The 25,936-nt window shown below is 70.0% G+C and carries 28 protein-coding genes and 1 pseudogene; all 29 read right to left on the bottom strand.

Annotation, left to right across the window (positions count from 1 at the left end; genetic code table 11):
* Position 1 precedes the first annotated feature (1 nt).
* The 29 genes and pseudogenes from rpmD to HNR68_RS05675 all read right to left on the bottom strand — a co-directional run bounded on the left by rpmD (position 2) and on the right by HNR68_RS05675 (position 25,767).
* Complete coding sequence (gene rpmD / locus HNR68_RS05810) at positions 2–184, bottom strand: 50S ribosomal protein L30 (RefSeq protein WP_179718384.1); 183 nt, start codon at positions 182–184, stop codon at positions 2–4.
* 5 nt (positions 185–189) lie between these two features.
* A complete protein-coding gene (rpsE, locus tag HNR68_RS05805; protein ID WP_179718381.1) occupies positions 190–801 on the bottom strand; it encodes a 30S ribosomal protein S5 in 612 nt (203 codons plus the stop codon).
* Positions 802–836: 35 nt separating this feature from the next.
* A complete protein-coding gene (gene rplR / locus HNR68_RS05800; protein ID WP_218888204.1) occupies positions 837–1,238 on the bottom strand; it encodes a 50S ribosomal protein L18 in 402 nt (133 codons plus the stop codon).
* A gap of 2 nt (positions 1,239–1,240) precedes the next feature.
* Entirely contained in the window at positions 1,241–1,780 is a 540-nt protein-coding gene (gene rplF / locus HNR68_RS05795) for a 50S ribosomal protein L6 (RefSeq protein ID WP_179718379.1), read from the bottom strand.
* Positions 1,781–1,796: 16 nt separating this feature from the next.
* Positions 1,797–2,195, bottom strand: coding sequence for a 30S ribosomal protein S8 (gene rpsH, locus HNR68_RS05790; protein ID WP_179718377.1), 399 nt, complete (start codon positions 2,193–2,195; stop codon positions 1,797–1,799).
* A gap of 289 nt (positions 2,196–2,484) precedes the next feature.
* The gene (locus tag HNR68_RS05785; protein WP_179718375.1) at positions 2,485–2,670 is read right to left on the bottom strand and encodes a type Z 30S ribosomal protein S14; all 186 of its coding nucleotides are present in this window, start codon (positions 2,668–2,670) and stop codon (positions 2,485–2,487) included.
* Positions 2,671–2,673: 3 nt separating this feature from the next.
* Complete coding sequence (gene rplE, locus HNR68_RS05780; RefSeq protein ID WP_179718373.1) at positions 2,674–3,237, bottom strand: 50S ribosomal protein L5; 564 nt, start codon at positions 3,235–3,237, stop codon at positions 2,674–2,676.
* Between the two features lie 2 nt (positions 3,238–3,239).
* A complete protein-coding gene (rplX, locus tag HNR68_RS05775; RefSeq protein ID WP_179718372.1) occupies positions 3,240–3,554 on the bottom strand; it encodes a 50S ribosomal protein L24 in 315 nt (104 codons plus the stop codon).
* The gene (gene rplN / locus HNR68_RS05770; protein WP_093155213.1) at positions 3,554–3,922 is read right to left on the bottom strand and encodes a 50S ribosomal protein L14; all 369 of its coding nucleotides are present in this window, start codon (positions 3,920–3,922) and stop codon (positions 3,554–3,556) included. The genes rplX and rplN overlap by 1 nt, the downstream gene beginning before the upstream one ends.
* Positions 3,923–4,078: 156 nt before the next feature.
* Entirely contained in the window at positions 4,079–4,357 is a 279-nt protein-coding gene (gene rpsQ, locus HNR68_RS05765) for a 30S ribosomal protein S17 (protein ID WP_179718370.1), read from the bottom strand.
* A complete protein-coding gene (rpmC, locus tag HNR68_RS05760; protein ID WP_179718368.1) occupies positions 4,354–4,596 on the bottom strand; it encodes a 50S ribosomal protein L29 in 243 nt (80 codons plus the stop codon). The genes rpsQ and rpmC overlap by 4 nt, the downstream gene beginning before the upstream one ends.
* On the bottom strand, positions 4,596–5,015 hold the full coding sequence (rplP, locus tag HNR68_RS05755) for a 50S ribosomal protein L16 (protein ID WP_093414186.1): 420 nt from the start codon (positions 5,013–5,015) through the stop codon (positions 4,596–4,598). The genes rpmC and rplP overlap by 1 nt, the downstream gene beginning before the upstream one ends.
* 3 nt (positions 5,016–5,018) lie before the next feature.
* Entirely contained in the window at positions 5,019–5,852 is an 834-nt protein-coding gene (gene rpsC / locus HNR68_RS05750; protein ID WP_179718366.1) for a 30S ribosomal protein S3, read from the bottom strand.
* A complete protein-coding gene (rplV, locus tag HNR68_RS05745; protein ID WP_179718364.1) occupies positions 5,852–6,271 on the bottom strand; it encodes a 50S ribosomal protein L22 in 420 nt (139 codons plus the stop codon). The genes rpsC and rplV overlap by 1 nt, the downstream gene beginning before the upstream one ends.
* A 42-nt stretch (positions 6,272–6,313) precedes the next feature.
* Positions 6,314–6,595, bottom strand: coding sequence for a 30S ribosomal protein S19 (rpsS, locus tag HNR68_RS05740; RefSeq protein WP_093155222.1), 282 nt, complete (start codon positions 6,593–6,595; stop codon positions 6,314–6,316).
* 18 nt (positions 6,596–6,613) lie between these two features.
* Complete coding sequence (gene rplB / locus HNR68_RS05735; RefSeq protein WP_179718362.1) at positions 6,614–7,447, bottom strand: 50S ribosomal protein L2; 834 nt, start codon at positions 7,445–7,447, stop codon at positions 6,614–6,616.
* Positions 7,448–7,473: 26 nt separating this feature from the next.
* Positions 7,474–7,773 (bottom strand): 50S ribosomal protein L23, encoded by a 300-nt coding sequence (rplW, locus tag HNR68_RS05730; protein WP_179718360.1) that lies wholly within the window; start codon positions 7,771–7,773, stop codon positions 7,474–7,476.
* Positions 7,770–8,453 carry a 50S ribosomal protein L4 gene (gene rplD, locus HNR68_RS05725; RefSeq protein ID WP_179718358.1) on the bottom strand — a complete coding sequence of 228 codons (684 nt, stop codon included), beginning with the start codon at positions 8,451–8,453 and terminating at the stop codon, positions 7,770–7,772. The genes rplW and rplD overlap by 4 nt, the downstream gene beginning before the upstream one ends.
* Positions 8,453–9,103, bottom strand: a complete 651-nt coding sequence (rplC, locus tag HNR68_RS05720) for a 50S ribosomal protein L3 (RefSeq protein ID WP_179718356.1) — start codon at positions 9,101–9,103, stop codon at positions 8,453–8,455. Before rplC ends, rplD begins: the two co-directional genes overlap by 1 nt.
* 35 nt (positions 9,104–9,138) lie before the next feature.
* Complete coding sequence (gene rpsJ / locus HNR68_RS05715) at positions 9,139–9,444, bottom strand: 30S ribosomal protein S10 (RefSeq protein WP_009948626.1); 306 nt, start codon at positions 9,442–9,444, stop codon at positions 9,139–9,141.
* 515 nt (positions 9,445–9,959) lie between these two features.
* Positions 9,960–11,153: an elongation factor Tu gene (gene tuf, locus HNR68_RS05710; protein WP_179718354.1), complete on the bottom strand. Its 1,194-nt coding sequence runs from the start codon at positions 11,151–11,153 to the stop codon at positions 9,960–9,962.
* A gap of 201 nt (positions 11,154–11,354) precedes the next feature.
* Complete coding sequence (gene fusA, locus HNR68_RS05705; protein WP_179718352.1) at positions 11,355–13,457, bottom strand: elongation factor G; 2,103 nt, start codon at positions 13,455–13,457, stop codon at positions 11,355–11,357.
* Positions 13,458–13,536: 79 nt separating this feature from the next.
* Positions 13,537–14,007, bottom strand: coding sequence for a 30S ribosomal protein S7 (gene rpsG / locus HNR68_RS05700; RefSeq protein ID WP_179718350.1), 471 nt, complete (start codon positions 14,005–14,007; stop codon positions 13,537–13,539).
* On the bottom strand, positions 14,007–14,381 hold the full coding sequence (gene rpsL / locus HNR68_RS05695; RefSeq protein ID WP_179724682.1) for a 30S ribosomal protein S12: 375 nt from the start codon (positions 14,379–14,381) through the stop codon (positions 14,007–14,009). Before rpsL ends, rpsG begins: the two co-directional genes overlap by 1 nt.
* 500 nt (positions 14,382–14,881) lie before the next feature.
* Positions 14,882–16,516 (bottom strand): TNT domain-containing protein, encoded by a 1,635-nt coding sequence (locus HNR68_RS05690; protein ID WP_179718348.1) that lies wholly within the window; start codon positions 16,514–16,516, stop codon positions 14,882–14,884.
* Entirely contained in the window at positions 16,513–20,436 is a 3,924-nt protein-coding gene (locus tag HNR68_RS05685; RefSeq protein WP_179718346.1) for an ADP-ribosylglycohydrolase family protein, read from the bottom strand. The genes HNR68_RS05690 and HNR68_RS05685 overlap by 4 nt, the downstream gene beginning before the upstream one ends.
* A 17-nt stretch (positions 20,437–20,453) precedes the next feature.
* Complete coding sequence (locus tag HNR68_RS05680) at positions 20,454–24,260, bottom strand: ADP-ribosylglycohydrolase family protein (protein WP_246330397.1); 3,807 nt, start codon at positions 24,258–24,260, stop codon at positions 20,454–20,456.
* Between the two features lie 294 nt (positions 24,261–24,554).
* Positions 24,555–25,223 (bottom strand): annotated as a pseudogene (locus tag HNR68_RS27565) (ADP-ribosylglycohydrolase family protein); the annotation flags it as partial.
* Between the two features lie 253 nt (positions 25,224–25,476).
* Positions 25,477–25,767, bottom strand: coding sequence for a hypothetical protein (locus HNR68_RS05675; protein WP_179718342.1), 291 nt, complete (start codon positions 25,765–25,767; stop codon positions 25,477–25,479).
* Positions 25,768–25,936: the final 169 nt, after the last annotated feature.

Genomic DNA, 25,936 nt, shown 5'->3' with positions numbered 1-25,936 from the left:
GTCAGTCGACCTCCTCGACCGTCACCAGGTGACTGACGGTCTTGATCATGCCGCGCACGTTGGGGTCATCCGGGCGCACCACGGACTGGCGGATCTTGCGCAGACCGAGGGTGCGCATGGTGTCGCGCTGGTTCTGGCGAGTGCCGACCAGCCCGCGCACCTGGGTGATCTTCAGCTGTGCCATGTCGATCAGACCCCCGTCCCCGCAGCACGGGCACGCAGCACGAACGCCGGGGCGACGTCCTCCAGCGGCAGGCCGCGGCGAGCCGCGACCTCCTCCGGCCGCTGCAGCTGCTTCAGCGCGTTGACCGTGGCGTGCACGATGTTGATCGGGTTGTCGCTGCCCAGCGACTTGCTCAGCACGTCGTGGATGCCGGCGCACTCCAGCACCGCACGCACCGGGCCACCGGCGATCACACCGGTACCGGCGCTGGCCGGACGCAGCAGGACCTTGCCCGCCGCCTCCTCACCCTGCACCGGGTGGGTGATGGTGCCGCCCAGGCGCGGGACGCGGAAGAAGTTCTTCTTCGCCTCCTCGACACCCTTGGCGATCGCCGCCGGAACTTCCTTGGCCTTGCCGTAACCGACACCGACCATGCCGTCACCGTCGCCGACGACGACCAGCGCGGTGAAGCTGAAGCGCCGACCGCCCTTGACGACCTTCGCGACGCGGTTGATGGTCACGACACGTTCGAACTGCGGGGTCTTCTCTTGGGCCGCCCCGCCACGGCCGCCGTCGCGGCGGTCCCGGCGGTCCTTGCCGCCGGACTCCCCGCCCTCACGCCGAGTGCGTCCAGGCATCAGGCGTCCCTTCCGATCTCGTTCTCAACCACTTGTCAGAACTCCAGTCCGCCGTCACGCGCGGCGTCCGCCAGCGCAGCGACCCGACCGTGGTAGTCGTTGCCGCCGCGGTCGAAGACGACCTTCTCGATGCCGGCGTTCTTGGCCCGGGCGGCGACGAGCTCGCCGACCTTGGTGGCCTTGGCCTTCTTGTCGCCCTCGAAGGCGCGGACGTCGGCCTCGAGGCTGGAGGCCGAGGCCAGCGTGTGGCCCTTCGTGTCGTCGATGACCTGGGCAACGATGTGGCGCAGCGACCGGCTCACGACCAGGCGCGGGCGTTCGGCGGTGCCGAGGATCTTCTTGCGGATGCGCGTGTGCCGCTTGGCCCGGGCCAGCCGACGCTTGGTCGAGATGCCCTTGCCCACCGGCTTGCGCTTGGTAGCTGTCGTCTCGCTCATGGTCACTTACCCGTCTTCCCGACCTTGCGGCGGATGTTCTCACCTGCGTAGCGGACACCCTTGCCCTTGTACGGGTCGGGCTTGCGCAGCTTGCGGATCCTGGCGGCGATCTCGCCGACCAGCTGCTTGTCGATGCCCTTGACCGACAGCTTGGTCGGCCCGTCAACGGCGAACTGGATGCCTTCCGGCGGTTCGATCACGATGGGGTGGCTGTAGCCGAGGGAGAACTCGAGGTTCGACCCCTTCTGCAGCACGCGGTAACCGACGCCGTGGATCTCCAGGGACTTCTCGTAGCCCTGGCTGACACCGATGACCATGTTGTTCACCAAGGTCCTGGTGAGCCCGTGCAGCGAGCGGCTCTCCCGCTCGTCGTTCGGGCGCTTCACCAAGATCGAGCCGTCCTCGTCCTTCTCGACGGTGATCGGCTCGGCGACCTGGTGCGTCAGGGTGCCCTTCGGGCCCTTCACCGTCACCGCCTGGCCGTCGATCGTCACCTCGACGCCGGAGGGGACGGTGATCGGCAGCTTTCCGATGCGCGACATTGCCGCTCCTCCTCCCTCACCAGACGTAGGCGAGAACTTCCCCGCCCACGCCCTTCTTCATGGCCTGCCGGTCGGTCATGAGACCGCCGGAGGTCGAGATGATCGCGACGCCCAGGCCACCCAGCACCTTGGGCAGGTTGGTGGACTTGGCGTAGACCCGCAGACCGGGCTTGGAGACCCGGCGCAGGCCCGCGATGCTCCGCTCGCGGTTCGGGCCGTACTTGAGCTCGACGACGAGCTGCTTGCCCTTCTCGCCCTCTTCGACGCGGGAGCCGGCCACGTAGCCCTCCCGCTTGAGGATCTCGGCGATGTTCGCCTTCAGCTTGGAGTGCGGCATCACGACCTCGTCGTGGTATGCCGCGTTCCCGTTGCGCAGACGCGTCAGCATGTCTGCGATCGGATCGGTCATCGTCATGACCTGCTCAACCTTTCTCGTCTGGTTCCGACGGGCCCCGACCGGACACCACCCGCGGGTGGCGCGTCTGGGCCCTGGCCTGGACGAAGCTCGGGGTGCCCGACCACGGTGGCCGGTCCCTCCTCGTTTCGCGTGCAAGCACGGCCTTCGCCGCGGAGCGTGGGCATCAGCCCTGGTCAACGCCTGCTGAGAGTACCGGTCGCCGGCATCCTCGCAGCACACGCCCCTCGGGACCCGGGTCGTGGCCGGCTCGCACCGCCACGCCGACCCGGACCGTGGGGGCCTCAGTTCACCAGGAGGCCTTGCTCACGCCGGGCAGCTCGCCCGCGTGCGCCATCTCGCGGAAGCACACCCGGCACAGCCCGAACTTGCGGAACACCGCCCGCGGACGCCCGCAGCGCTGGCAGCGGGTGTAGCCGCGAACGCTGAACTTCGGCTTGCGCGAAGCCTTGATAACCAGCGCCTTCTTGGCCATCGCTCAGTTCTCCTTGAACGGGAAGCCCAGGTGCTTCAGCAGCGCCCGACCCTCCTCATCGTTGGTGGCCGTGGTCACGACGGTGATGTCCATGCCGCGCGGACGGTCGATGGTGTCCGGGTCGATCTCGTGGAACATCGACTGCTCGTTCAGGCCGAACGTGTAGTTGCCCCGGCCGTCGAACTGCTTCGGCGAGAGCCCGCGGAAGTCGCGGATGCGCGGCAGCGCGATGGTGACCAGGCGGTCCAGGAACTCCCACATCCGGTCGCCGCGCAGGGTCACCCGCGCACCGATCGGCATGCCCTCACGCAGCTTGAACTGCGCGATGGACTTGCGAGCCCGCCGGATCTCCGGCTTCTGACCGGTGATGGTGGCAAGGTCGCGGACCGCGCCCTCGATCAGCTTGCTGTCCCGAGCGGCGTCGCCAACACCCATGTTGACCACGACCTTGACCACGCCCGGCACCTGCATGACGTTGGAGTACGTGAACTCCTCGGTCAGCGCCTGACGGATCTCTTCGCGGTAACGGGTCTTGAGCCTCGGGACGATCTTCTCAGCGGTCGTCATGATCAGATGTCCTTACCGTTACGACGCGAGATGCGAACCTTCTTGCCGTCCTCACCGATGCGGTAGCCGACGCGGGTGGGCTTGCCGTCGGAGTCCACGACCATCACGTTGCTCACGTGGATCGGCGCTTCCTGGGTCACGATGCCCCCGGACTGCGCCCCACGCTCGGTCCGCGAGACCTTGGTGTGCTTCTTGATCCGGTTGACACCCTCGACCAGGACCCGCTGCTCCTTGGGCATGGCCTTGATGACCTTGCCCTTGGCGCCCTTGTCCTTGCCGGAGATGACGACGACCGTGTCGCCCTTCTTGACCTTCATCACAAGACCTCCGGCGCGAGCGAGATGATCTTCATGAACTTCTTGTCGCGCAGCTCCCGGGCGACCGGCCCGAAGATGCGGGTACCCCGCGGCTCGCCGCCCGGCTTCACCAGCACCGCAGCGTTCTCGTCGAAACGGATGTACGACCCGTCCGGACGACGACGTTCCTTCTTCTGACGGACGATGACGGCCTTGACCACATCGCCCTTCTTGACGTTGGCTCCGGGGATGGCTTCCTTGACGGTCGCCACGATGATGTCCCCGAGGCCCGCGTAGCGGCGGCCCGACCCACCGAGGACGCGGATCGTGAGGATCTCCTTGGCCCCGGTGTTGTCGGCGACGCGCAGTCGCGACTCCTGCTGGATCACGTCTTTCTCCTGACCCTAAGTACTCGAGCTCGGTCGCCCGAGCACACTCTGGCGCGCCAAATTTCCGACCTGACGCGCGCGGTCAACTTCCGGCACGAGGCCCGGCCGGTCGCTGGGATCGCCCCTGGCGGCCGGCCGGGCCGCGAAACCTCCGTCTTACTTGGCCTTCTCGAGGATCTCGACGAGCCGCCAGCGCTTGGTGGCCGACAGCGGACGAGTCTCCATCAGCAGCACGCGGTCGCCGACACCGGCCGAGTTGGCCTCGTCGTGCGCCTTGACCTTGCTGGTCTGCCGCATGACCTTGCCGTAGAGGGCGTGCTTCTTGCGGTCCTCGAGGGAGACCACGATCGTCTTGTCCATCTTGTCCGAGACGACGTAGCCTTCGCGCACCTTCCGGCGGTTGCGCTCCACGCCCTGACCTTCCTTCTCGCTCATGCCGCGCCCTCCTCAGCGCCTTCCGGGGACACCGTCAGGCCGAGCTCGCGCTCTCGCATGATCGTGTAGATCCGGGCGATGTCCTTCCGGACCGTGCGCAGCCGGCGGTTGTTGCTCAGCTGCCCGGTGGCCATCTGGAAGCGGAGGTTGAACAGCTCCTCCTTCGCCTCCTTCAGCCGCTGGACGAGCTCCTCGTCGCTCAGCTCGCGGAGCTCAGAAGCGGTGACACCCGCTGCCATCAGAAGTCACCACCCTCGCGGGACACGATCTTGCACTTCATCGGGAGCTTGTGCGCCGCACGGGTCAGCGCCTCGATCGCCGTCTTCTCGTTCGGGAAGGTCAGCTCGAACATGATGCGTCCGGGCTTGACGTTGGCGACCCAGGACTCCGGCGAGCCCTTACCGGAACCCTGCCGGGTCTCCGCGGGCTTCTTGGTGAGCGGGCGGTCCGGGAAGATGTTGATCCACACCTTGCCGCCGCGCTTCACGTGCCGGGTGATCGCGATACGGGCCGACTCGATCTGGCGGTTGGTCACGTAGCCGTGCTCGATCGCCTGAATGCCGTACTCACCGAAGCTGATCCTGGTGCCACCCTTGGCGAAGCCCTTGCGCTTCGGTGCGTGGCTCTTGCGCCACTTCACCCTGCGTGGGACGAGCACGTCTCAGCCCTCCGTCTTCTCTTCAGCCGCAGCAGCCTGCGGCTGCTCGCCCTCCGTGGCTGTGGCCTTCTCAGCCTTGGCGGACTTGTCAGCTGCAGCACGGTCACCGCCGCCGGAGCCCCGACGACGACCACCGCGGTCGGAACGGCCACCGCGCTCACCACCGCGCGGCGGACGGACCTCGGACTCCTGCTGCTTCTGCTTCAGGCCACCGACCAGTTCGCCCTTGTAGATCCACACCTTCACGCCGATGCGGCCGAAGGTCGTGCGGGCCTCGAAGAAGCCGTAGTCGATGTCCGCGCGCAGCGTGTGCAGCGGGACCCGACCCTCGCGGTAGAACTCCGAGCGGGACATCTCGGCGCCGCCCAGGCGACCGCCGCACTGCACCCGGATGCCCTTGACCTGCGGCGAGCGCATGGCCGACTGGATGGCCTTGCGCATCGCGCGCCGGAAGGACACGCGGTTGGACAGCTGCTCGGCCACGCCCTGCGCGACCAGCTGGGCGTCCGCCTCGGGGTTCTTGACCTCGAGGATGTTGAGCTGGACCTGCTTGCCGGTCAGCTTCTCCAGCGCACCGCGGATGCGGTCCGCCTCGGCACCGCGGCGGCCGATGACGATGCCCGGCCGCGCGGTGTGGATGTCCACCCGGACCCGCTCGCGGGTGCGCTCGATCTCGACCTTGGAGATCCCGGCGCGCTCCATGCCGCGAGACAGCTGCCGGCGGATCTTGACGTCCTCCGCCACGTACTCCGCGTACTGCTTGTCGGCGTACCAGCGGGACTTCCAGTCCGTGGTGATGCCGAGTCGGAAGCCGTGCGGGTTGATCTTCTGACCCACTACCGGGCACTCCCCTTCTGGCTCTTTCGGGACTTCGTCGCCGCCTTCGGCCGGGACTCGACCTCGACCGTGATGTGGCTGGTCCGCTTGCGGATCCGGTACGCGCGACCCTGCGCACGCGGCCGGAAGCGCTTCAACGTCGGCCCCTCGTCCACGTACGCGTGGCGCACGACCAGCGTGTCGGGGTCGAGGGAGAGGTTGTTCTCAGCGTTGGCGATCGCGCTGGCGAGCACCTTCGACACCGGACCACTGGCGGTCTGCGGCGCGAACTGGAGCACGGCCAGGGCATCGGCGGCACTCCGGCCCTTGATGAGCTCGACCACGCGGCGCGCCTTCATCGGCGACACGCGGACGAACCGGGCCCGCGCCACTGCGTGCGGGAACTCCTCCGCAGCAGTGGAGTCGGAACGGGCTGTCATCCTGCTACCCCTTGCTCTTACTCGTTCGTGTCACAGACCCGCTCAGCGGCGGCGCGACTTCCGGTCTTCCTTGACGTGGCCCTTGAAGGTGCGGGTGGGGGCGAACTCGCCCAGCTTGTGCCCGACCATCGCCTCGGTGACGAACACCGGGACGTGCTTGCGGCCGTCGTGCACCGCGAAGGTGTGGCCCAGCATGTCCGGGATGATCGTGGACCGGCGGGACCAGGTCTTGATCACGGTCTTCTTGCCCGACTCGTTCAGCGCGTCCACCTTCTTGAGCAGGTGGTCGTCCACGAACGGGCCCTTCTTCAGGCTGCGTGGCATGGTTGCTTACCTCCCTGCTCAGCGCTTCTTGCCGGTGCGACGGCGGCGGACGATGAGCTTGTCACTGGGCTTGCGGAGGCGGGTCCGGCCCTCCGGCTTGCCCTTCGGGTTGACCGGGTGGCGACCACCGGAGGTCTTGCCCTCACCACCACCGTGCGGGTGGTCGACCGGGTTCATGACCACACCGCGGACGGTCGGGCGCTTGCCCTTCCACCGCATGCGGCCGGCCTTGCCCCAGTTGATGTTGGCGTGCTCGGAGTTGCCGACCTCGCCAACGGTCGCCCGGCACCGCGCGTCCACGTTGCGGATCTCGCCCGAAGGCATCCGCAGCTGGGCGTACGGGCCGTCCTTGGCCACCAGCTGCACCCGGGCACCGGCCGAGCGAGCGATCTTCGCGCCCTGACCGGGGCGGAGCTCGATCGCGTGGATCACGGTGCCGGTCGGGATGCTGCGCAGCGGCAGGTTGTTGCCCGGCTTGATGTCGGCCCGCGCACCGCTCTCGATCCGGTCGCCCTGCTTCACGCCGTTCGGCGCGATGATGTAGCGCTTCTCGCCGTCGGCGTAGTGCAGGAGCGCGATCCGAGCGCTGCGGTTCGGGTCGTACTCGATGTGCGCGACCTTGGCCGGCACACCGTCCTTGTCGTTGCGGCGGAAGTCGATCAGGCGGTAGGCCCGCTTGTGGCCGCCGCCCTTGTGCCGCGTGGTGATCTTGCCCTGAGCGTTGCGGCCCGCCTTGCGGTTCAGCGGCCGCACCAACGACTTCTCCGGCTCCGACCGCGTGATCTCGGCGAAGTCGGACACGCTCGCGCCGCGACGGCCTGGCGTCGTCGGCTTGTACTTGCGAATGCCCATGGTTATTGCAACCTCGTCCTAATCACTCAGGCGGCCGGTCCGCCGAAGATCTCGATCGGCTTGCTCTCCGGCGACAGGGTCACGATCGCCCGCTTGGTGTTCTTGCGCTTGCCGAAGCCGGTGCGGCTGCGCTTGCGCTTGCCCTGGCGGTTGATCGTGTTGACGTTGGTGACCTTGACGTCGAAGATCTTCTCGACCGCGATCTTGATCTCGGTCTTGTTCGCGCGCGGGTCCACCAGGAAGGTGTACTGGCCCTGCTCCAGCAGCCCGTAGCTCTTCTCGGAGATCACCGGAGCGAGGATGATGTCTCGCGGGTCGGTGCTCACTGCTCTGCCTCCTCTGCGGAAGACGCGGCGGCCTTGACCGACTTGCCCTTCGCCGAGCCGGCGACGAAGCGCTCGAACGCGGCCTTGGTGAACACCACGTCGTCGTTGTTGAGGACGTCGTAGGTGTTCAGCTGACCGGGGTCGATCAGGTGCACGTTCTGCAGGTTCCGCAGGCTCAGCCAGGAGGTCTCCTCCTCGCGGCGGTTGAGCACAACCAGAACCTTCTTGGCCTCGGTCCAGTTCCGCAGCGCGGTCTTCGCCGACTTGGTGGACGGCTTCTCACCGTCGACCACACCGGTCACCACGTGCAGCTGGCCGGCGCGAACCCGGTCGGAGAGGGCACCGCGCAGAGCGGCGACCTTCATCTTCTTCGGGGTCCGCTGGGAGTAGTCCCGCGGCTGCGGGCCGTGGACAGTCCCACCGCCGGTGAACTGCGGGGCGCGGATCGAGCCCTGGCGGGCGTTGCCGGTGCCCTTCTGGCGGTACGGCTTCTTGCCGCCGCCGGACACCATGCCGCGGGTCTTGGTGGCGTGCGTGCCCTGGCGCGCGGCGGCCAGCTGGGCCACCACGACCTGGTGCATGAGCGCCACGTTCGCCTGCACGTCGAAGATCTCGGCGGGCAGTTCGACGGTGCCGTCGGTCTTGCCGTCCGGGGTACGGACGTCGAGCGTCAGGCTCATCACGCACCACCCTTCGCAGGACTCTTCACGAGGACGAGGCCGCCCTTCGGGCCAGGCACAGCGCCCTTGATCAGGAGCAGGCCGGTCTCGGCCTCCACCTTGTGCAGCTTCAGGTTCTGCGTGGTGACGCGGTTGCGGCCCATGCGCCCGGCCATCCGCATGCCCTTGAACACGCGGCCCGGGGTGGCGCAGCCACCGATGGAACCGGGCTTGCGGTGCACGGCCTGCGTACCGTGGCTGGCGCCCTGGCTGCGGAAGCCGTGGCGCTTGATGGTGCCCGCGAAGCCCTTGCCCTTGCTGGTGCCCACCACGTCGACCACGGCGCCCGACTCGAAGACGTCGGCCGTGATCTCCTGGCCCAGCTCGTACTCGCCGGCGTCCGCGGTGCGCAGCTCGACGACGTGGCGACGCGGGGTGACGCCGGCCTTGGCGAAGTGGCCGCTCCGCGGCTTGTTCACCTTGCGCGGGTCGATGGCGCCGTACGCCAGCTGCACGGCCGAGTAGCCGTCCTTCTCGGGGGTCCGAATCTGGGTGACCACGTTCGGCCCGGTCTGCACGACGGTCACCGGCACGACCCGGTTCTTGTCGTCGAAGACCTGGGTCATGCCGAGCTTGGTGCCCAGAATCCCCTTGATCTGCCTGTCAGACATAGGTCTCGTTCTCTCCAGCTACCTCGTCGCCGTGCCTACTGGATGTTCACGTCGACGCTGGCCGGCAGGTCGATGCGCATCAGCGCGTCGACCGTCTTCGGCGTCGGTTCGAGGATGTCGATGAGCCGCTTGTGCGTCCGCATCTCGAAGTGCTCCCGCGAGTCCTTGTACTTGTGCGGGGAGCGGATGACGCAGTAGACGTTCTTCTCCGTGGGCAGCGGCACCGGCCCGACGACCCGAGCGCCGGTGCGCGTCACGGTCTCGACGATCTTGCGCGCAGACGCGTCGATCGCCTCGTGGTCGTAGGCCTTGAGCCGGATGCGGATCTTCTGTCCCGCCATAGTGGCTTGCCGTTCCTCTAGTCTCGTGCCGCGGTCTGGTCTTGGGTGCGGGTGCACCGCACCGGTGCCCCACGCGGCCTCAGCCTGGTGTGGTCCCCGATCCCGGGAGCCGCCACAGCTCTCAGTCCGCCCCTGTTCAGGTGTCTTGGTGCCCGGTACACGCGGTCGGGCGTGTCGCCCAGCTGTCGCACACCGGTCCCCGCGAACGTCGCCGACGGGGTGGGCCTCGCGGCCCGTACACCGTGTCTTGCGCCCCGCCCGGTCCGCTCACCGGAGACCGGTGGCACCAGCACCGCCGCCGGCGGTCCTGGACCGGAACAGGGACCCGAGGCCCTCGCAGCAGGGCGGCCGGACCTTCGAACGAGTTCGAATTCCCAGCCGCCCGCTACGAGCAACCCATACAGGATGGCACACCAGCCTGTGCCAGCCGAAATCGGGGGTGGCTTCCGGCGACGGAGGTCACCGGAAGCACAGAGGACCCGCCCCCGCCGGAGCGGAGGCGGGTCCTCGCCACGTCACTTGACGATCTTGGTGACGCGACCGGCACCGACGGTGCGGCCACCCTCGCGGATGGCGAAGCGCAGACCCTCGTCCATCGCGATGGGCTGGATCAGCTGCACCTTCATCTCGGTGTTGTCGCCCGGCATGACCATCTCGGTGCCCTCGGGGAGGGTCACCACACCGGTCACGTCGGTGGTGCGGAAGTAGAACTGCGGCCGGTAGTTGTTGAAGAACGGCGTGTGCCGCCCGCCCTCGTCCTTGGACAGGATGTAGACCTGCGCCTCGAACTCGGTGTGCGGGGTGGTGGTGCCGGGCTTCACGACGACCATGCCGCGCTCGACCTCTTCGCGCTTGACACCGCGGATCAGCAGACCCACGTTGTCACCCGCCTGGCCCTCGTCGAGCAGCTTGCGGAACATCTCGACGCCGGTGACGGTGGTCTTGATCGGCTTGTCCTTGATGCCGACCATCTCGACCTCTTCGTTCACCTTGATCGAGCCGCGCTCGATGCGGCCGGTGACGACGGTGCCGCGGCCGGTGATCGAGAAGACGTCCTCGACCGGCATCAGGAACGGCTTGTCGAGGTCGCGGACCGGGTCCGGGACGTTCTCGTCGACCGCGTTCATCAGCTCGACGATCTTCTCGGACCACTCCGGGTCGCCCTCCAGCGCCTTCAGCGCGGAGACGCGGACCACCGGCACGTCGTCACCCGGGAACTCCTGGGCCGACAGCAGCTCGCGGACCTCCATCTCGACGAGCTCGAGGATCTCCTCGTCGTCGACCATGTCGGCCTTGTTCAGCGCCACCAGGATGTACGGCACACCGACCTGGCGGGCCAGCAGCACGTGCTCGCGGGTCTGCGGCATCGGGCCGTCGGTCGCCGCGACCACCAGGATCGCGCCGTCCATCTGCGCGGCACCGGTGATCATGTTCTTGACGTAGTCGGCGTGACCCGGGGCGTCGACGTGGGCGTAGTGACGCTTCTCCGTCTGGTACTCGACGTGCGCGATCTGGATGGTGATGCCGCGCTCGCGCTCCTCCGGCGCCTTGTCGATCTCGTCGAACGGCGTGAAGGGGTTCAGCTCCGGGTACTTGTCGTGCAGAACCTTGGTGATGGCTGCGGTGAGCGTGGTCTTGCCGTGGTCAACGTGACCGATGGTCCCGATGTTGACGTGCGGCTTGTCCCTCTCGAACTTCGCCTTCGCCACTGGATTGTCCTCCTGGACTTGTTGACTTTCCGCCGTACGACTTGGTGTGCCAGGCGGAGTCCTGTCGGGTAGGTGACGCGCGGACCGCCGTCCTGGCGGGTGGCGGCCCGCACGCCGCCGAACTGGAGGGGATTGCTCCCCGGTCGCCTTCGCGAGGCGTCGCCCACGCCCGGCCCGGTCAGCCCGGGACCGAGCCGCGGGTCACTCGCCCGTTGCCTTGGCGATGATCTCCTTTGCCACGTTCGAAGGAACCTCGGCGTAGGAGTCGAACACCATCGAGTAGTTGGCGCGCCCCTGGGTCTTGGACCGCAGGTCGCCGACGTACCCGAACATCTCCGACAGCGGCACGAGGGCCTTGACGACGCGGGTACCGCTGCGCTCCTCCATGGCCTGGATGTGGCCACGGCGGGAGTTCAGGTCGCCGATGACCTCGCCCATGTAGTCCTCGGGCGTGGTCACCTCGACCGCCATCATCGGTTCGAGCAGCGTCGGGGAGGCCTTGGCAGCGGCTTCCTTCAGCGCCATCGAACCCGCGACCTTGAAGGCCATCTCCGAGGAGTCGACCTCGTGGTACTGGCCGTCGAGCAAGGTCACCTTCACACCGACCAGCGGGTAGCCGGCCAGCACGCCGTACTGCATCGCGTCCTGCGCACCCTGGTCGACCGACGGGATGTACTCCCGCGGGATCCGGCCACCGGTGACCTTGTTCTCGAACTCGTAGGTCGGGGCGTCGGAACCCTGCTCGATCGGGTCGAGGGCGATGATCACGCGCGCGAACTGACCGGAGCCACCGGTCTGCTTCTTGTGCGTGTACTCGTACTTCTCGATCGACTTGCGAATCGTCTCACGGTAGGCGACCTGCGGCTTACCGATGTTCGCCTCGACCTTGAAGTCGCTCTTCATCCGGTTGACCAGCACCTCGAGGTGCAGCTCGCCCATGCCGGCGATGATGGTCTGACCGGTCTCCTCGTCCAGCTTGACCTGGAACGTGGGGTCTTCCTCGGCGAGCTTCTGGATCGCCGTGGACAGCTTCTCCTGGTCGGCCTTCGTCTTCGGCTCGATGGCCACCTCGATGACCGGCTCCGGGAAGGTCATCGACTCGAGCACGATCGGGTGGGCCGGGTCGCACAGCGTGTCACCGGTGGTGGTGTCCTTGAGCCCGATGACCGCGTAGATGTGACCGGCCTGGATCTCCTCGACCGGGTTCTCCTTGTTGGAGTGCATCTGGAACATCTTCCCGATGCGCTCCTTCTTGCCCTTGGTCGAGTTGATGACCTGGGCACCGGAGGCGACCTTGCCCGAGTAGACGCGGACGTAGGTCAGCTTGCCGAAGAACGGGTGCACCGCGACCTTGGAGACCAGCGCGGCGAACGGCTCGTCGATGCTCGGCTTGCGCTCGGCCGGGGTCTCGCCGTCCTGCAGGGTGCCCTGCACCGGCGGGACGTCCAGCGGCGACGGCAGGTAGTCGACCACCGCGTCGAGCATGGGCTGCACGCCCTTGTTCTTGAACGCGGTGCCGCACAGGACCGGGAAGGCCTCGCGGTTGATGGTGAGCTGGCGGACGCCGTTCTTGATCTGCTCCTCGGTCAGCTCCTCGCCGCCGAAGTAGGCCTCCATCAGCTCTTCGTCGGTCTCCGCGACGGCCTCGACCAGCTTCTCGCGGTACTCCGCGGCCTTCTCGGCGAGCTCGGCCGGGATGTCCTCGACCTCGTAGTCGGTGCCCTTCTTGACATCACCGCGCCAGGTCAGCGCCTTCATGCGGACGAGGTCGATGACGCCCTCGAAGTCGGACTCCGCACCGATCGGCAGCTGCAGCACCAGCGGCTTGGCGTTGAGGCGCTCCTCGATGGTGCTGACGGTGTAGTAGAAGTCCGCGCCCAGCTTGTCCATCTTGTTGACGAAGCAGATGCGCGGGACGCCGTACTTGTCCGCCTGGCGCCAGACCTGCTCGGACTGCGGCTCGACACCCTCCTTGCCGTCGAACACCGCGACCGCGCCGTCCAGCACGCGCAGCGAGCGCTCCACCTCGACGGTGAAGTCGACGTGGCCCGGGGTGTCGATGATGTTGATCTGAGTGTCGCCCCAGAAGGTGGTGGTAGCAGCCGAGGTGATGGTGATCCCTCGCTTCTGCTCCTCCTCCATCCAGTCCATCGTCGCGGCGCCGTCGTGCACCTCGCCGATCTTGTACGTGATCCCGGTGTAGAACAGGATCCGCTCGGTCGTGGTGGTCTTGCCCGCATCGATGTGGGCCATGATGCCGATGTTGCGGACCTTGGTCAGGTCTGTCAGCACGTCACGTGCCACGAGTTTCTTCCCCGTTCCCTACAGCAGGTGCAAGCTGTTGTGAATCGGTGCGCCAAGGCGGGCAAGAGCCGACCCGACGTCACCAGCGGTAGTGCGCGAAGGCCTTGTTGGACTCCGCCATCTTGTGCGTGTCTTCGCGCTTCTTGACGCTCGCGCCGAGGCCGTTGCTCGCGTCCAGCAGCTCGTTCATCAGGCGCTCGACCATGGTCTTCTCACGGCGCTGCCGTGCGTAGTTGACCAGCCAGCGCAGGGCGAGGGTGGTCGACCGACCGGCCCGCACCTCGATCGGCACCTGGTAGGTCGCGCCACCGACGCGGCGGCTGCGGACCTCCAGGGTCGGCTTGACGTTGTCGAGGGCGCGCTTGAGCGTGACGACCGGGTCGGTACCGGTCTTCTCGCGGCAGCCTTCCAGTGCGCCGTAGACGATCCGTTCGGCCAGCGAACGCTTGCCGTCCACGAGGACCTTGTTGACCAGCTGCGTGACCAGCGGCGACCCGTAGACCGGGTCGGCGTGCAGCGGCCGCTTGGGGGCCGGACCCTTGCGGGGCATCAGCTCTTCTCCTTCTTCGCACCGTACTTGCTGCGAGACTGCTTGCGGTTCTTCACACCCTGGGTGTCAGCGGAACCGCGGAGGATCTTGTAGCGCACACCGGGCAGGTCCTTCACACGGCCACCGCGCACGAGCACGATCGAGTGCTCCTGCAGGTTGTGACCCTCACCGGGGATGTAGGCCGTGACCTCGATGCCGCTGCTGAGCTTGACACGTGCGACCTTGCGCAGGGCCGAGTTGGGCTTCTTCGGGGTGGTGGTGTACACGCGGGTGCACACGCCACGCCGCTGCGGGCTCCCCTTGAGCGCCGCAGTCTTGGTCTTCGTGACCTTGTCCTGGCGGCCCTTACGGACCAGCTGCTGGATGGTGGGCATGGACCGGCTTTCTGTCAGCGTTCGCGTCTTCTGGTACTCGACCAAGCGGCCGCTCGTTCGAGCTTCGGCGTGCCCTGGCGTCGAGCACCTGTCAGGCACTGTGTTCCGGGACTCCCCCGCACCACGAGGTCGGGCGTGTCGCCCGCCCCTCGGCCTTGCGGCGCTGATGCGCCCCGATGGGAACGCCCCCGCCCAGGGGTGCTGAGAGGAGTCCCGCACATCCTCGGCGCTGGCGCAGTCACCCTGAGGAGGGGACCACGTCATGCACGGGCATGCGGATCGACCCGATTGGTGTCGGGTCCGATAAACAAAGATACCCGCCCCGTTCTCAGAGGGTCAAAACGGGGTCCCCCTTGACCTGCTCGATCACCCGGCGCTGCTGGTGCGCCACCTCGAGGTGCGAGCTCGCGGCTGCTTCTGGGAGCCACTGTACCCACCACGACAAGGCCCTCCCGCCTGGCGGAACGGACGGTGCCGTGGTGGGCGACGCGGGCGGGTGGTCAGACCTCGACCAGCCAGCCGTCCTGGACCAGGGTCGCGACGTCGTTGGGCAGCACGAAGGCGGTGCCCCCGCCGACCTGGCCGAAGTCGGGCTTGACCACCCCGGAGACCACCTCGAAGCCGCTGACCACCCGGTACCGGTGGTACTCCCCGGGCTGCTGCTGCGGCGGCACCGACCGCTGCGGCAGCGTGGTGCCGGCGACGAACACGGTGTTGCCGGTCGGCTCGCCGAACCGGTCGACCTCGTCGCCGACCCGCAGCGTGACCATGAGCTTGTTGTCGTAGGCGGACAGCGGCGGCTCGCCGGGGAACGGCTCGTACCGGCACTCGAAGTCCTGCAGCGGCTCGTCCGGCTCGCGCAGGAACTGGCGCCGGGTGACCGACATCGCACCGATCAGGTAGGCCGCGGCGGCGACGGGGTCGGGGAAGCGGTGCTCGTTGCGCACCCGGCCCTCGTCGGTGCAGAACACCGACCACCAGCCGCCGCTGACCGGCAGCATGGTCCAGCCGCCTTCCACCGGTCCCTCGAAGCTGTAGAAGCGGGTGCTCATGCCCATCGCGCTGATGAAGCCGCGGGCCAGCTCGTACGCGTTCTGCGGGTCGTACTGCCGCAGCGCTGCGGGGTCGCCACCGAGCACGAGCGCCTTGGCCTCGGCGGCCGCCTGGTCGGGGACCTGCTCCGGCGGCACGTGGCCCCGGCGGCGGATGTCGTCGAGGAAGTCGCGCGGCGGCGCGATGTCGTGCGCCTCCAGGTAGTGGGCCATCGCCAGCGGCCACACCCAGGTGCCGTCGGTGTGGAACTGCTTGGGCACCTGCGGCGGGCGCTGCGGGTCCACCTCGTCGGGGTCGGTGCTGTAGGCGCGCAGCAGGATCTCGCCGCCGTGCAGGTACTCGAGCACCGCCTGCTTCTCGACCGAGGTCAGCGCGGGCCGGTGCACCAGGGGGCGCCCCTCGGCGTCGCGCCCGTCGAACAGCGGCGCCATCCGCACGCCCTCGGCGGGCTCGTCGGCGCCGCGCTGCTCGGCGTGGTGCGCCCAGGCCCGCTCCAGCAGCCAGGCCGGGGCGGTCGTCCGCGGGTGGTAGCGCAGCTCGTCGTGGTGGGCCCGGGCGTCGTCCTGCCACCCCGGGTCGTCGTGGCCGGTCTGCAGCTCCGAGCCGTCCTGGCCGAGCTGGAAGCGCGCCGAGGTCCACGCCCCGGTGTCCGGGCGGTAGGAGACGGCGCGGTGCCGGCGCAGCGCGTCGACGACCTCCTGGGTGGGGATCCACGGGTGCTCGGCGTCGGTGGTGACCGCGGCGGTGACCTCGACGCGGGTGCCCAGCGCGGTGCAGGTGACCTCCGCGCGCTGCCAGCCCTCCGGCAGCCCGGCGACGACCGCCTCGTGCAGCGCCCGCTCCAGGTCCCGCACCTGGTCGGTGCGGTCCGGGAACGTCCCGTAGCCGGCCGGGGCCGGGAAGACCCGCGACGCCGGCCGGGGCTCCTCCTGCTGCGCGAACAGCACCGCCTCCACCCGGTCGAACGGCACGGGCTGCTCCTCGCCCTGGAGCAGCGCGCCGCCGTCGAGCACCTGGTCCAGCTGCCGGTGCTCCCCGCCGACCAAGGCGTACGTGCCGGGGATCGGGGTCCCCAGGATCATGCGTCCTCCCCCTCGGACAACTCGTCGTGCATCACGCCGTTGATCCGCCGCGGTGCGGGCTTGGGCCGCGGGAACTCCGGCCCCGCCGCGGCCGCGACCGGCTCGGTCGCCGCGGACCAGGGCAGCCGGACCGGGTAGCGCTCGTTCCAGTCCTCGCTGGTGGGCGGCTCGATCGCGGCCGAGCCCGGCTGGAACGCGCCCCGGCCGAACTCGGCGACGCAGTCCAGCGCCACCTGCTCGACGACGTCGCGCAGCTCCAGGTCGGCCAGCCAGTCGACGGGCAGCGCCGCCACGCCGTGCAGCGCGCCGACGATGTTGCCGCAGATCGCGCCGGTCGAGTCGCTGTCGCCGTCGTGGTGCACGGCGATCCGCAGCGCCTCCTCGACGCTGTCGGCGGTCAGCGCCGCGCACACCGCGATGGCCAGCGCTTCCTCCCCGACCCAGCCGCCGCCGAGCCGGTCGGCGACCTGCTGCGGCGTCGGCACGCCCGCCTCGGCGAGGTCGACGGCCGCCCGGAGCGCCGCGGTGGTCTCCTCGTGGTCCTCCCAGGTCTCCAGGACCTGCAGGGCCAGCCACACGCCGTCGTCGAGGCCGCGGCCGAGCAGCGCCTGCTGGACGATCACCGCCAGCGCCCCGGCGGAGTGGTAGCCCGCGGGGTGGCTGTGCGTCAGCGCGGCGGTGCGCGCGGCCAGCCGGAACACCTGGGCGGGGTCGGTGGACCACAGCGCGGCCGGCGCGGCCCGCATCACGCCACCGCAGCCCTTGGAGTCGTTGATCCGCTCGTCGAAGGAGCCGGCCGGGTGGCCGTCGCCGAAGCGGGCCAGCGCCCGCCACACCGTCTTGCCGGGCGCGCGGGTGGCGAACAGCCCGGGCACCTCGACCAGCCAGCCGTCGGGCGCGGGGTGGTCGGCGAGGAACGGTCCCGCCGCGGCCTCCCAGTCCACGCCCTGCGTGTGCAGCCACCGCTGGTAGGCCAGCTGCACCTCGGGCAGCGGGTCGTCGCTGCCGAGCAGCCGGTTCGCGATGCTGCCGCGGATGAGGCCCTCGGCGGTGAACAGCGTCATCTGGGTGTCGTCGGTGATCGCCCCGCGCACGCCGTAGGCCTCCCGCAGGCCGGACGGGCCGTCGGGGCCGCAGCGCGCGGTGATCGCCTCGGCGGTCATGAACTCCAGGTCGGAGCCCAGCGCGTCGCCCAGCGCCCCGCCGAGGAAGCAGCCCAGCACCCGCTCGGTCAGCGACGGCGCGCTGTCGCCGGGGCCGTCGGCCTTGGCGTGCCCGCCGCGCACGATCGGCGGCGGCGAGGTGCGCTGGTGCGCTCCGACCGGAGCGTCCTGCCCGGTCGGCTCGGCCTCGGGACCGGGCGCGTCCGGCAGCGCGGGATCCGGGGTGTCGTCAGCGGGGAGCTCGTCGGCGGCGGGTTCCGGCTCGTCGTCCAGCGGCTCGTCATCGGCCGCTGCCTCGTCGACCGGCTCGTCAGCCGCTGCGCCCGCGCCCGCCGGCTCGTCCACAGCGGCGGCCGCCTCCAACGGCTCGTCAGCACCGGCTCCCGCGGTCAGCGGCTCGTCAGCACCGGCTCCCGCGGTCAGCGGCTCGTCGGTGTCTGCTGGCGCGGTCCCGTCGTCGTCGGCTCCGTCGTCCGACGGCTCGTCGGGCTCGGTCGTCGGCGCGTCGAGCGGTGCGAGGTCGATCGGGGCGCGCGCGGGCGGCTCCAGGTCGACCGGCTCGCGCTCCACCGGCGGGACGACGGGTTCCAGCAGGTCAGCATCGTCGTCGGCCGCTCCCGGGTCGGTGTGGTCGGCCACCGCCGGGACCTCGGTCACCTGCGGCACGGTGGCACCGGCGTCGGGCAGCTCGACCCGCTCGCGGACGTCGTCGGCCTCCTCCGGCTCGTCGTCCGCCGGCTCGGACGCAGCCTCGTCCTGGTGCGCCTCGGACTCCGCGTGCCGTCCGCTCCCGACCGGGACGTCGTCCTCGTCGTCCACGATCGGCTCGGCTGCGCGGACATCGGCCTCGGGCAGCTCGTCGTGCGCCGGCTCCGGCGAAGCGCCGTCACCGTCCACATCGGAGAGCCCGTCCTCGAGCCGGTCGCTGTCCGCCGTCTCGCCGTCGACGCCCCGGGGCTCGTCGACGACCGCGGGCCCGTCACCGTTCCGCCCGGAGAACTCGCCGTCCGCGAACCGCGCGATCGACTCGCGGACGTCGGCGGCACCGTCGACCTCGCCGTTGTCCGCGAAGACCCCGGCGTCCGCCACGTCGAACCGGCCACTGTCGACGATGCCGACGTCCTCCGGCAGGTCCGCACCGGCCGACGGCTCGTCGCCGCCTCCCACGGGGAACTCCTCGTCCGCGGAGCGACCGACCGGCTCGGGAGCGGTCCGCTCGTCCGGTCCCGCGGCGGACTCGCGGACGACCTGCTCGGCGATCTCCCGGGCGACCGCCTCGTCCGGTGCCGCGTCGGGCTGCGGTCCCGCGGAGCTCTCCGCAGCAGACCCGTCCGGTGCCGTGGGGACCTCGGGCTGCGGCGCGGTGTCCTCCCGGTCGTCGATCGCCGGGAACACCGCGGTCGTCTCGGCCTCCGCGGAGCGCAGGTGCGGCACGGGGATCGGTCCGGTGTCCGACGGGTCGGTCACCGGCGCCTCCGAGCGCGCCGGCGGGAAGGTCGGCCCGCCGATGCCCGAGGCGGGCGGGGCCGGCGCGAACCCGCTGGGCGGCGTGTCGGTGTCGTCCGAGGCCGGGACGGCGGGGATGAGCGTGGTCTGCTCGGCGGAGCCTTCGACCGTCGGGCCGCCGGGCAGTTGCGGCGCACCGGCGAGGTGCCGCGAGCCCGGGGCGTAGCGCTGCGCCCACTGCGGCTGCTGCGGCGGCGCGAAGGCTTCGGTGGCGTCGGCGCAGAGGGTCTCGATGACGTCGCGGAGCTCGAGCTCGTCCAGCCACTGCGCGGGGATCCCGGCCGGCCCGTAGATCGCCCCGGCGAGCTGGCCCGCCAGCGCGCCCGTGACGGCGCTGTCCCCGCTGTGGTTCACCGCCATGACCACGGCGTCGGCGAAGGTGTGGGTGGCCGCGACGGCGGCCAGCGCGATGCCGAGGTCGGCCGGGCCGCTCCGGTTGTCGATCTCGACCTCCAGCTGGGCGGGGGTCGGGCGACGTCCGCCGCGGGTCGCGAACATGGCGGCGTGCGCGATGCGCAGCGCGCCGTGCGGGTGCGGGAAGCCGAAGGCCCGGTTCGCCTCCCACGACTCGACGGCCGGCCAGAGGGCCTGCCCGTGCAGCAGCTGGGCGAGCACGTCGGCGTGCAGCTGCGTGGTGCAGAGCGTGTCGCCCTTCCTCGTCAGCAGGGCGGCCGCCCACCGGGCTTCCTCGTTGACGACGCGCAGGTCGGGGCTCCACAGGGCGACCGGCGCGGACCACGGGATGCAGTCGCTGAAGTCCTCCGGGATGACCGCGTTGCCGGACCCGTCGCCCTGCGACCAGGGCGGCAGGTGCGAGAGCCGGCCGTACCCGAGGAGGGCGGTGCCGCCCGGGTTGCGAGTGGAGTACAGCTCGGGACGCTGCAGCAGCCAGCCGCTGAGCTGGGTGGGCCCGTACTTGGACATCGCGTACGCCCACGGCACGCCCTGGGTGTGCAGCCAGGCGAGGTGGTTGGCCTCCAGCGTCTGCACGGCCGAGCGCTCCCCGGTCGCGCGCGCCCGCAGCAGGGCTTCGATGGTGAAGACGGTGAGCTGGGTGATGTCGGTGACCGCACCGCGCCGCCCGTAGACCGGCAGGTAGTCGACGACGCCCCGCGGGCCGAACCACTGCTGGATCTCGGTGGTGGTCATGGTCCGCACACCGGCACCGAGCGCGTCGCCGACGGCCCCGCCGAGCATGGCTCCGCGGAAGCGCTCCGCCCACGACGGCTGCGGTGGTCGAGCGTCGGTCATCGCTGTCTCCCTCGTGGTCACCAGGCTGGGTAGCGCCGGGTCCAGGCCGGATCGGTCGGCGGGCCGGGGCTGAACTCCGCGAGCGCGTCCCGGGCCACCGTCTCGATCACCTCTCGCAGCTCCAGGGACGCGAGCCACTCCGCCGGAACGGCGCGAGCCCCGTGCAGAGCCCCCGCAATGGTGCCGCACACGATCCCCGTGGAGTCCGAGTCCCCCGCGTGGTTCACCGCCAACAGCAACGCGTCCCGCAGGTTATCCGTGGCCAGCGCGGCGTAGAGGCCGATCGCCAGAGCTTCTTCGCCGACCCGGCCCAGACCCAGCGTGTCCTTGATCACCTCGGGAGCGACCGGCCCCCGCTGCGCGAGCTCCACCGCCTCGTCGAGCGCGGCGAGCTGCTCCTCGTGTCCCCGCCACCGCAGCAGGAGCTCCCGCGCCAAGCGCACGCTCTCCGGCAGGGAGACGTCCCGGATGAGCTGGTGCACGATCACCGCCAGCACCCCGGCGGGCAGGTAGCCGCTGGGGTGGCCGTGGGTCAACGCGGCGGTGCCGACGGCGGCGAAGAAGACCTCGGCCGGGTCGTGCGACCACACCGCCACCGGCGCCGCCCGCATGACCCCGCCACACGCCTTGGAGTCGTTGACCGGGTGCTGCACGGTGCCGTGCTGGTGGGTCTGCGCGAACCGCGCCAACGCCGACACGCACGTCCGGCCCGGCCCCCGCGCAGCGAACAGCCCGCGGTTGGTGACCAGCCAGCCGTCGGGCTGCGGCAGGTGCCGCGCGTAGGGGCCGCCGGCCTGCGGCCACGGCTGGTTCTGCGTGTGGAGCCACCGCTGGTACGCGTGCTGCACCTCGGGGACCGGGTCGTTGTCCACCGGCTTCATGCGCCGGGCGACGTGCGCCCGGATGAGCCCTTCGAGCGTGAACAGCATCATCTGCGTGTCGTCGGAGACCCGCGCGAGACCGTCCCGCAGCACCGGCGCGCTGAGCCCGGCCGGCCCGAACTCCCGCCGCAGCATCCCGATGTCGTGGTGCTCGATGGCGAAGCCGAGCGCGTCCCCGAGGGCGCCGGCGAGCATCGATCCCAGGAACCGCTCGTGCGGCGTCAAGGGCGGGGCGGGCGGGTGGGGCTGCTCACCGACAGCTGTACCAACCGAATTCGCGAGCTCCGACGGGGCAGAGCGCTCCTGCGAACTCGTCGGCGCTTCGTGCGACTTCGGAGCGCTGGTGCCCCCCGTGGCCTCGTCCGGCACCGATTCCCCGGCCCGCTCGTGCGGGGCCGAGGGGTCTGCTCGGCGAGCACGCTGTCGTTCGTACGGGTTCGGGGGCGGATTGCCCTGGGTGAACGGGAAGACGTCGTGCCGCGCGCGGTACCTGTCGACGGCACCGCCGTCGTCCGCCTCGGCAGTGACGGTCTCCCACACCTTGTGCACGAGGTGGACCTGGCCCGGGGTACCTGCGGACCGCACGAGGTACACCGGACCGACGTCCTCCACCTCGACCGGATCCCCCAGCCCGTCGACCACCGCGCGAGCACGTTCCACCGCCTGCTCTGCAGAGGTGATGTACGGAACCGCCGGGGGCTGCAGCTCATACTGCGGCGGAACGGATGGATCGGCGTACACCACCTCCTCATCGAAGAGACGACGCAACGGTTCGGGGAAGTCCGAAGCGCACGACAGCAACTCGACGCACAGCTCGGCCTGTCGAGCATCCCGCACGTTCCCAGGCACCCACGGCGTGATGTAGTCCGCGAACCGGTTCGCCAGCACGACGGCACGCACCTGCCACGGCGACGCGCGCAGGTGCTCCACGTAGAGGTGGTACACCAGCTGCCGGACCCGCGGCTCCGACTCCGGGTCCACATCGGACGGACGGTGCGGGCTCACAGCGGACCGCAACAGCTCCAGCGCCCGCGTCTCTTCTTCGTCCGTACCGATCACATGAGTGCGGTTGCCGCCGTACAGGGGTTCGGACGCGTTGAACGCCGCCGTGGCCGCGAGCACGTCCGGGTCGGTCACCCCGCCCCGGACCAACGTCTCGACGGCGGTGATCCCGCACTCGATCGCACGACCACGTGCCGGCGTGACTTCGCTGAGCTTGCCCCACTGCGCCAGTGCCCGCTCCACCGCAGCGAACGTCGGCTGGTCGATCAACCTGGCGAGTCGTGCGCCCTGTTCCACCCAGAAGCTCGGCCCGACCTCCAGCTCCCCCGAGGGCCCGGCCACGAGCAACCCCATGTCGCGCAGCTCGGCGACCAAGTCGGCGACCAGGAACTGGGCCTGCAGCTCAGCGCTGCCGTTGACGACGACGACCGCGTCCTGCGGCAGCGACTTCAGCAGCCTGGGCAGGTAGAGCGGCTTCGCCTGCGGACCCTCAGGCACCACGCTGGAAGCCGTCCACGTCGTCAACCGGGCGCCGCCCTCAGCGTCGAGCAGCATGAGACCGCCCTCGGGCGTGACGAGGACGGGCAGCGACGCCTTCGCGATCAGCTGGCGGAAGTCCCGCTGGCCGATCTGACCGGACACCGCCCTCCGCATGCTGCGGTCGATCCAGTTCGCCGGCGGCCCAGTGAGCTCGACCGGGGACGGCTGGTAGTTCGGGTTGGCCTGGTCCTCCCCGATCTCACCGTTCCCGTCGACCACGAACGCACCCTTGATGGCGTGCGACGGGACGTCACCATCCGGGTCGTACTTCGGGCCGGTGACGTACAGGTAGCCGCCGGCCTGCCGCTTGGCCGCCTCCCGCATTTCCTGCGTGATCGGCGACGCGTCATCGGCCCGCTCGCGCTTCGGCGTGTCCGCACCCGGCTCTGCCGTAGTTGTGCCGGTTTCGTCAACCGAGGGCACCGGGTAGCGCTCGTCCCACTCCGCGTCGTTCGGCGGTTCCGGGCCGAGCTGCCGGCCAGCGTCCTCTGCCACCCGGTAGACCATGCCGCCCCCGACGAGTCCGTTCAGCCAGTGGTCTGCGATGTTGCTCGCGCCGTCGTAGCTCGCGTAGGTCAGCGCGCCGCAGAGCGCGCCGGTGACGGCGCTGTTGCCCGAGTGGTTCACCGCGATGCGCAACGCCTCGTCAGGATCGAGCGGCGCCGACTGGAACGCGCACAGCGCGATCGCGACCGCCTCGATCGCGGTGTCGCCGGTACCCAGTTGTTCGATCTCCGCCGGCGTGATGTCCTTCCTCGCGATCTCGTCCGCCCGCGTCACCGCAGCCCGCAACTCCGGACCGCACACATCGAGTTCCTCAGACTGCAGCGAGAACATCGCGCGCACCGGGTTCCTCGTGTGGAGGCACCCCTGCAGCATCATCGCGAACCCGGCGATCGCCTCCGCCTCGGTCCCGCCCGAGCCGGGAACGGCGTCACGCACCAGCGGGAAGAGGACGGAGTCGACCTCGGTCCACAGCGCCAGCGGCAGGTAGCGCACGATCTCATCGGCACTGCTGCCCACCCGCGACAACGACGGCGCGAAGTCAGGATCGACCGGGTAACGCGCAGCGGCCTCGGCCATCACGTCGTTGCGGAACCGCGGGAACTCCGCCGCACAACGCTCGTACTCCGCACGCAGCAACCGCCCCAGGTCCGGCTCCTGCCCGGCCAGCCGCAACCGATCAGCCCTGATCACCACGTCCAACGACAACGCCAGCCTGAGCAGGCTCGACCGCAACTGCCCCGTACCCGCAGCAGGCGCGTACCGCGTGATCCCCCGAGGACCGTGCTTCTCCTCGATCTCCGACCACGTCAGGTCCGCGACAGCCGAACCGAGGCGATCCCCGATGGCGAACCCCACCACAGCGCCGTACAGACGGTCCCGCCGCTCATCGACCATCCCGCCACCCCCCAACACAGTTTTCCGGCGCCGGGCACGCGTTTTCGGCCGTTCTTCTCGTGGGTGGACCGCTCGTGCAGAGCTGTCCAGTTCTCCGAGCTCCGCTCCGGGGACACCGGTTTCCTGCACATCGCCCGACTGGCCGGGGTTCGCCGCCTTCGGTGCTGTGCTGCTGGTGGATGTCCCTCGGTAGAGCGATCCCTTGTCACCGAACCTCTGGAACAGCTCGGCCGCCAGCACCTCGATCTTCGGCCTGGCGCGCAGCTTGCGTCGCCACACCATCGGGAAGGCACCCGCGCCGAAGCGCGCACCGGTGAGCAGACCGCAGACAGCCGCGCTGGCGGCGCTGTTCTGCGCCGCCGACGCCGCATGCACTTGGGCCCGTCCGCCTGGACCGATCTTCCACGAGAGGTAGAGCGCACGCGCGACGGTCTCCAGTCCAGACGCCCCGGCGCCCAGCTTCGCGAGCGCTTCGGTCAACGGCAGCTTCTCGGCAGCGCGCGCGTTCTCCGTCAGCAGCTCCAAGCGATTCCGGCACCCGTCGTCCACGCCCGCCGCGTCCAGTTGCTCGATGGCGGCCCGGAGGAGTCTGGTCAGGTTCGCGTCACCGTACGAGAACGCTCGTGCGAGCGCCATCGCCAACACCCCAGCGCTCGCACGTTCCACCGGCTGGTCGGACAGGGGCTCGGCCGCGGACATCGCGCGGGTGAACACCTCCGCGTCCCCGACTCCCGTGCTGCTGAGGGCGACCGGAACGGACATCACGAGGCAACCGAGGTCTGCGGCGCTCGCGGAGGGGTCCAGGTCCTCGAGGCCGATGGCGGACGCGGCACCGGAGAGGAGCAGATCGGTCACCTCGGTCCCGCCACCGAACTCTCGCGATCGCGCTGCGGCCAGCAACGCGTCGACCGGAGCCGGCCCCGAGGCGCCCACGGCCTCACCGACCGCGCCGCCCACGAGCATGCCCAGTGCGCGCCCGCAGTGGGCGCAGCTCCACTCCCCGGCCGCACGCTGGCGCGGTTCGACACTGCTGCGGAACCGCTCTCGCGCGGAAACCGTCTCGTCGACGTGGTCCACGTACTCGAACCAGGACAACGGGAGCAGCGCCGGGCGCGACGTGATCGCACGCCAAGCGCCCAGCAGCTTTTGCTGGACATCGATTTTCGCGAACTGGCTCATGCCCCACTGCTCTCGTTCACCGTCAGCTCCTCAGCGTTCAGTACGACGGGTACTTCTGCACCCAGTCCGGACGCCACACGCGGCCGGCCAGGCCGACCCGGCTCGCCACGACGTCGGTGGCCAACCGGTCGACCACGTCGGACAGCGCCAGGTCCACCTCGGCGGGCACCGCAGCGGGTCCACGGCCCGCGGCCAGCATCGCGCCGACGAGCGGCGCGGCGACCGGCAGCAGTCGACCCGCGAGATCGACGGCACTGTCGAAGTCGTCGAACCGGGCACGGGCCACCGCAGTGGCGACTGCCAGGACATGGGCCCCCGACGAGCTCACCGAACCGCACGGTGGCCCGGACAGCGGCCCCGAAGTGCGCGCGGATACCGTGGACCAGCGCGACGTCGTCGACCATCGGCTTCTTTCCCTGCTGGCCGTGGCAGAACTCGTCGCTGCTCCGCCCGAACGTGCGGCGGACCAATGCGACGTCCCCGGAGTCGCGTCGCTG

The sequence above is a fragment of the Saccharopolyspora hordei genome, from assembly GCF_013410345.1.
Taxonomy (GTDB): domain Bacteria; phylum Actinomycetota; class Actinomycetes; order Mycobacteriales; family Pseudonocardiaceae; genus Saccharopolyspora; species Saccharopolyspora hordei.
The sequence above is the reverse complement of the archived record's forward strand: the minus strand, read 5'-3'. Positions and strand labels throughout refer to the sequence as shown.

Bases quoted from the DNA above. Each gene is read 5' to 3' on its own strand.
- rplD (WP_179718358.1), bottom strand. From the start codon at position 8,453: ATGAGCCTGACGCTCGACGTCCGTACCCCGGACGGCAAGACCGACGGC.
- rplR (WP_218888204.1), bottom strand. From the start codon at position 1,238: ATGAGCGAGACGACAGCTACCAAGCGCAAGCCGGTGGGCAAGGGCATC.
- rpsH (WP_179718377.1), bottom strand. From the start codon at position 2,195: ATGACGATGACCGATCCGATCGCAGACATGCTGACGCGTCTGCGCAAC.
- rpmC (WP_179718368.1), bottom strand. From the start codon at position 4,596: ATGGCAGCGGGTGTCACCGCTTCTGAGCTCCGCGAGCTGAGCGACGAG.
- rpsS (WP_093155222.1), bottom strand. From the start codon at position 6,595: ATGCCACGCAGCCTGAAGAAGGGCCCGTTCGTGGACGACCACCTGCTC.
- rplF (WP_179718379.1), bottom strand. From the start codon at position 1,780: ATGTCGCGCATCGGAAAGCTGCCGATCACCGTCCCCTCCGGCGTCGAG.
- rplB (WP_179718362.1), bottom strand. From the start codon at position 7,447: ATGGGCATTCGCAAGTACAAGCCGACGACGCCAGGCCGTCGCGGCGCG.
- rpsJ (WP_009948626.1), bottom strand. From the start codon at position 9,444: ATGGCGGGACAGAAGATCCGCATCCGGCTCAAGGCCTACGACCACGAG.
- rpmD (WP_179718384.1), bottom strand. From the start codon at position 184: ATGGCACAGCTGAAGATCACCCAGGTGCGCGGGCTGGTCGGCACTCGC.
- rpsG (WP_179718350.1), bottom strand. From the start codon at position 14,007: ATGCCCCGCAAGGGTCCGGCCCCCAAGCGGCCGCTGCACGCCGACCCG.
- HNR68_RS05680 (WP_246330397.1), bottom strand. From the start codon at position 24,260: ATGGTCGATGAGCGGCGGGACCGTCTGTACGGCGCTGTGGTGGGGTTC.
- rpsE (WP_179718381.1), bottom strand. From the start codon at position 801: ATGCCTGGACGCACTCGGCGTGAGGGCGGGGAGTCCGGCGGCAAGGAC.
- HNR68_RS05785 (WP_179718375.1), bottom strand. From the start codon at position 2,670: ATGGCCAAGAAGGCGCTGGTTATCAAGGCTTCGCGCAAGCCGAAGTTC.
- HNR68_RS05690 (WP_179718348.1), bottom strand. From the start codon at position 16,516: ATGATCCTGGGGACCCCGATCCCCGGCACGTACGCCTTGGTCGGCGGG.
- HNR68_RS05685 (WP_179718346.1), bottom strand. From the start codon at position 20,436: ATGACCGACGCTCGACCACCGCAGCCGTCGTGGGCGGAGCGCTTCCGC.
- rplE (WP_179718373.1), bottom strand. From the start codon at position 3,237: ATGACGACCGCTGAGAAGATCGTCCCGAGGCTCAAGACCCGTTACCGC.
- rpsL (WP_179724682.1), bottom strand. From the start codon at position 14,381: ATGCCCACCATCCAGCAGCTGGTCCGTAAGGGCCGCCAGGACAAGGTC.
- rplV (WP_179718364.1), bottom strand. From the start codon at position 6,271: ATGACAGCCCGTTCCGACTCCACTGCTGCGGAGGAGTTCCCGCACGCA.
- rplX (WP_179718372.1), bottom strand. From the start codon at position 3,554: ATGAAGGTCAAGAAGGGCGACACGGTCGTCGTCATCTCCGGCAAGGAC.
- rpsQ (WP_179718370.1), bottom strand. From the start codon at position 4,357: ATGAGCGAGAAGGAAGGTCAGGGCGTGGAGCGCAACCGCCGGAAGGTG.
- rplC (WP_179718356.1), bottom strand. From the start codon at position 9,103: ATGTCTGACAGGCAGATCAAGGGGATTCTGGGCACCAAGCTCGGCATG.